This is a genomic window from Enterococcus sp. LJL128 (assembly GCF_056924295.1).
The window spans coordinates 1-4,166 of record NZ_JBXPBP010000030.1; the positions used below are offsets into that span (position 1 = coordinate 1).

Consider the following 4,166-nt stretch of genomic DNA (forward strand, 5'->3'; position numbering starts at 1 on the left):
TAAAAGCACGCTCCTTTTGATTTGGTTTAGTCACTTTAATCTTACACGGTTGCGTGCTTTTTGTGTACCCTAAAATCAAAAAAGTAGGACAATAATCAGATTTTCTTCTGACTATTGTCCCACTCCCATTTTTTGTTTGTTTTCGCTATTTTTTGTTACAATGATACTAGCAAAGGGGAGGATATTATCATGGGAAAACCAATTATTTTTCTTCAGGAAAAGCTTAAGCCTGAACAAATTAAACGAATCACAGAAACTGCTGAAAACTATCTTGTGCTTGATTCGTCAACTGACTCTCAAACGTTTAACGAAGAGGATATAGCTATTATGCTCGGCTGGAACAAGGAAATAGGCCCTCGTCTATTAGCGAATCCGCATAGTCAGCTCCAATGGGTACAGTCTATTTCGGCAGGAGTTGATTCTTTTGATTTGGCTGCTTTTCAGAACAAAAATATCTTATTATCTAACGGCAGCGGTATTCACAGTGTTTCCATAACTGAGCATGTATTAGGTGTTTTATTATCCGAATATCGAGGATTGCGCAGTGCAGTCATTGATCAAAAGAAAAACGCATGGAGCCGGTCTACCAGTAAAATACGGCAGCTTTCAGGTCAAAAAATGTTAATTGTGGGCACTGGAAAAATCGGACAACAGCTGGCTGCATTTGCTCAAGGATTAAAAATACAGACATACGGCATCAATTCAACGGGGCATCCATCATCTGGCTTTTTGGAATGTTACTCACAAAAAAATATGAGTCGAATTATTCAGGACATGGATATTGTTGTTAATATTTTACCGTTAACAGAGGAAACGTATTATTTATACGACGAAGCTATGTTTAATGCAATGAAAAAAGGAGTTGTTTTTATCAATGTGGGAAGAGGACCTTCGGTCAAAACAACAGATTTGCTCTCCGCTCTCAATAATGAACAAATTAGTTTTGCCGCACTGGATGTTTTTGAAGAAGAACCATTACCCAAAGACTCTCCATTATGGACACTAGATAATGTTCTGATTACCCCGCATATTTCAGGTATGACTGCCGGCTTTAAAGAAAAGTTAACCAGAATATTTTTGAGCAATTTAAAAAGTTTTATTGAAGCTGGAAAACTTGAAAAAAATCAAGTCGACCTTACAAAAGGTTATTAAACTATCCCACAATTATGATTGCTAATCCCTTTACTCGACAACTTATATAATAAAAGCCATCCGCAGTTTCCTGTTGGATGGCTTTGCTTCTTTTACAATTATAATAGATTGTTTTCCTCAGTTTCCTTTACGATATACGCAGGTCTATTTTTTGTCTCCATAAATATCTTTCCGATATATTTCCCTATAATTCCTAAGCACAACAGCTGTAGTCCGCCGACAAATAGGAAAATACAAACCATTGAGGGCCAGCCGCTCGTCGGGTCACCATACATCAATGTGCGGAACAAGATAACCAGCATCGCAATTACCGAGCCAAAACATGACAACGCACCCACATATGAAGCAATGTTCAATGGAACTTCAGAAAAATTGATGATACCGTCTATCGAATAGCTCAATAGACTCCAAAAAGACCACGATGTCTCGCCTGCTACGCGTTCCCTGTTTTCATAAGAAAGATACTTTGTGTTAAACCCCACCCAGCTAAAAATCCCTTTTGAAAAACGGTTATATTCAGTCAGTTCAAGAATGCTGTCCACCATTTGGCGTGTCATCAGGCGAAAATCACGTGCACCGTCTACTATCTCAGTTTCGCCAATCTTATTAATCAATTTGTAAAACATGCGGGCAAAAAAACTACGGATAGCCGGTTCTCCATCCCTCGTTGCTCTTCGCGTACCCACGCAGTCTATATCTTCTGTTTCAATCAGCCGAATCATCTCCGGCAGTAATTCAGGCGGATCTTGTAAATCTGCATCCATGACTGTTACCAGTTCGCCTTTTGCAGCTTGTAAACCAGCATACAAACCGGCTTCTTTGCCAAAATTTCTAGAAAACGATATGTACCTAACCTTTTGGGGATAAGAACGATGCAATTCTCTTAAACAAGACAAGGTACTATCTTTTGACCCATCATTCACAAATATATATTCAATTTCATGGTCGATTTGCTGACTAACTTTTTCTACTTCCTTAAAGAAAGCTGGAATGGACTCCTCTTCATTATAACAAGGAATAACTATCGATAACATTTTCTCTTTCCTCCTACAACGGTCTTCTATTTATTATAACATACCATAAACGTAGATAAATACAACAGATTAAATAACTAGCGTATTATTAAATAAAATGAAAAAATAGCGATATAACTTCCCTATAAACAGGCTTGTTATTTATTTATTTTTATATAAAAAACAAATTTTTCTGAAATAAGTGTTGTATTTATCCGTTTTCATGGGTATTATATATATGTAGTGAATAATAAAAAATAATTTACTTGATAACTATTTATAAAGGAGATAAATATGCTTGAAACAATTGCATTAGATGATTTTGCTGTAAAAAAGCTGGAAATGTTTCATCAACTATTTGATTTTGATGATGGTGTTTATTCCCCCCGCTTCTTTAAGCAGTATTCAGAGTTTTCCTATGCCAGATTAATCTCTTTATTTTCAGAAATGAATGAAGACTTTCAGCAGCAGGCTGATTTCTCCCTTCTTTCCGAAGATGGTAAAGTCGTAATTGATAAAGAGGAGCTAATAAAAATTCCCTATCAACAATTCCTTTTCCAGGAAAGCATTGCTTATAAATTTTTATTAGCCGCAATCCTTGAGAAAAATTATCGGCTTGAAGACTTTTGTGAAGAAAATTACATAAGTAGAGCTTCTGTTCTGCGTAGACTAAATCCTCTCATTAACTATCTTAAAAAATTTGATATCCAAATCAACTGCTCCAAAATGAAAATCACCGGAAATGAAGCGATTATTCGAATCGTATATTTCAACTTTTTCTGGCTGACTTCCTTTGGAGAAGATTTTTTTGTTGCACTTGATGAAAAAAAACGTGGACCAGAATTATTCGACTTCAGCGATAAACAGCTGATGAAATATGTAGAACCACGCCAATGGTTTCTGTTAACCTCTATTAACCGGCTGCGTCTTGAAAAGGCTCATTATTTGGATGAAACACCATTTGATCAGTTGGTTTACCCCGAAACCAACCTTTCCTATTTTGATGAGCTGAAGCAGTTAGGCGTTTCCGCTGAATTCCGCTCACGAGAATGTGATTTTCTGTCTTATATGCTCTTTTACTGGATTCCCTATTTCCACTTTGATGATCCTCGCATCCCGTATGTACGCTCTTATATGCTCAGCGATAACCACCCACTGGATGACTTGATTGACCGTTTCCAATTTTTCTATAGCCATTCACTTGGCGATCTCTCTCTCACTAATGAGGAGAAAGAGCTACTACATATTAACATTTTTACAACTGTGCTTAATCATGCAATTAGAGAAAATACACTACCCCTTGCTGTTGATTTTTCTTTTGATTTGTTCAAAGGTCATCATCCATTATTTGAACCTTTATTCAAGAATATTCAAAGTTTTCTAAGGTCAACTGCCCAAATGGAACAGTATCAGTGGCTTATCAACTGCATTGACCATTTATCTTACACATGTGCAGTATTTTTACTTCCATATGTTGAAAGAAGCAGGAAAAATCATTTACTTCGCGTAGGTATTATTCTGTTTCAAAATGCTATCGTCTCTCAATCACTGTTCGAGTATTTATCAAAAATCCCCTTTGTTGATGTCGATTTGATTACCTCATCTGCAAAAAAGGATTATGATTTCTACATAGCCACCTCTCCTCTCCTGCTGCCAAAAAGCGTAAGAAGGAAGGGAAACTTTAAATTAATTACATTGACTGAGATGGAAAATTACCAAAAAATTCTTTTTTCTACCCTACAGGAAAAGTATACAGAAAAAACCAATAAATTTATTGCCGGCTGAGTAAATTATAGGGAAACTTAAACAAACCGTTTCTTGTTCTTTCATTATCCCAAAATCACCAGCAACAATACTTTAAAAGTAAAGATAGTGAGTGGGACAATAGTCAGAAGAAAATCTGATTATTGTCCTACTTTTTTGATTTTAGGGTACACAAAAAGCACGCAACCGTGTAAGATTAAAGTGACTAAACCAAATCAAAAGGAGCGTGCTTTTATG

At 36.2% G+C, this 4,166-nt stretch carries 3 protein-coding genes; 2 read left to right on the forward strand and 1 reads right to left on the reverse strand.

The annotated features are described in order from the left end of the window. Window positions 1-189 precede the first annotated feature (189 nt). Window positions 190-1,152 carry a phosphoglycerate dehydrogenase gene (locus AC1Z3K_RS18485; protein WP_426084086.1) on the forward strand — a complete coding sequence of 321 codons (963 nt, stop codon included), beginning with the start codon at window positions 190-192 and terminating at the stop codon, window positions 1,150-1,152. Between the two features lie 98 nt (window positions 1,153-1,250). Here AC1Z3K_RS18485 and AC1Z3K_RS18490 read toward each other — a convergent pair whose 3' ends face one another. Next, on the reverse strand, window positions 1,251-2,186 hold the full coding sequence (locus AC1Z3K_RS18490; protein WP_461733555.1) for a glycosyltransferase family 2 protein: 936 nt from the start codon (window positions 2,184-2,186) through the stop codon (window positions 1,251-1,253). Window positions 2,187-2,459: 273 nt separating this feature from the next. Between AC1Z3K_RS18490 and AC1Z3K_RS18495 the strand changes: the two genes are divergently transcribed. After that, complete coding sequence (locus AC1Z3K_RS18495) at window positions 2,460-3,950, forward strand: helix-turn-helix domain-containing protein (RefSeq protein WP_426084088.1); 1,491 nt, start codon at window positions 2,460-2,462, stop codon at window positions 3,948-3,950. Window positions 3,951-4,166 lie beyond the last annotated feature (216 nt).

Coding starts and splice junctions, on each gene's coding strand:
- AC1Z3K_RS18485 (WP_426084086.1), top strand. CDS start 190: ATGGGAAAACCAATTATTTTTCTTCAGGAAAAGCTTAAGCCTGAACAA.
- AC1Z3K_RS18490 (WP_461733555.1), bottom strand. CDS start 2,186: ATGTTATCGATAGTTATTCCTTGTTATAATGAAGAGGAGTCCATTCCA.
- AC1Z3K_RS18495 (WP_426084088.1), top strand. CDS start 2,460: ATGCTTGAAACAATTGCATTAGATGATTTTGCTGTAAAAAAGCTGGAA.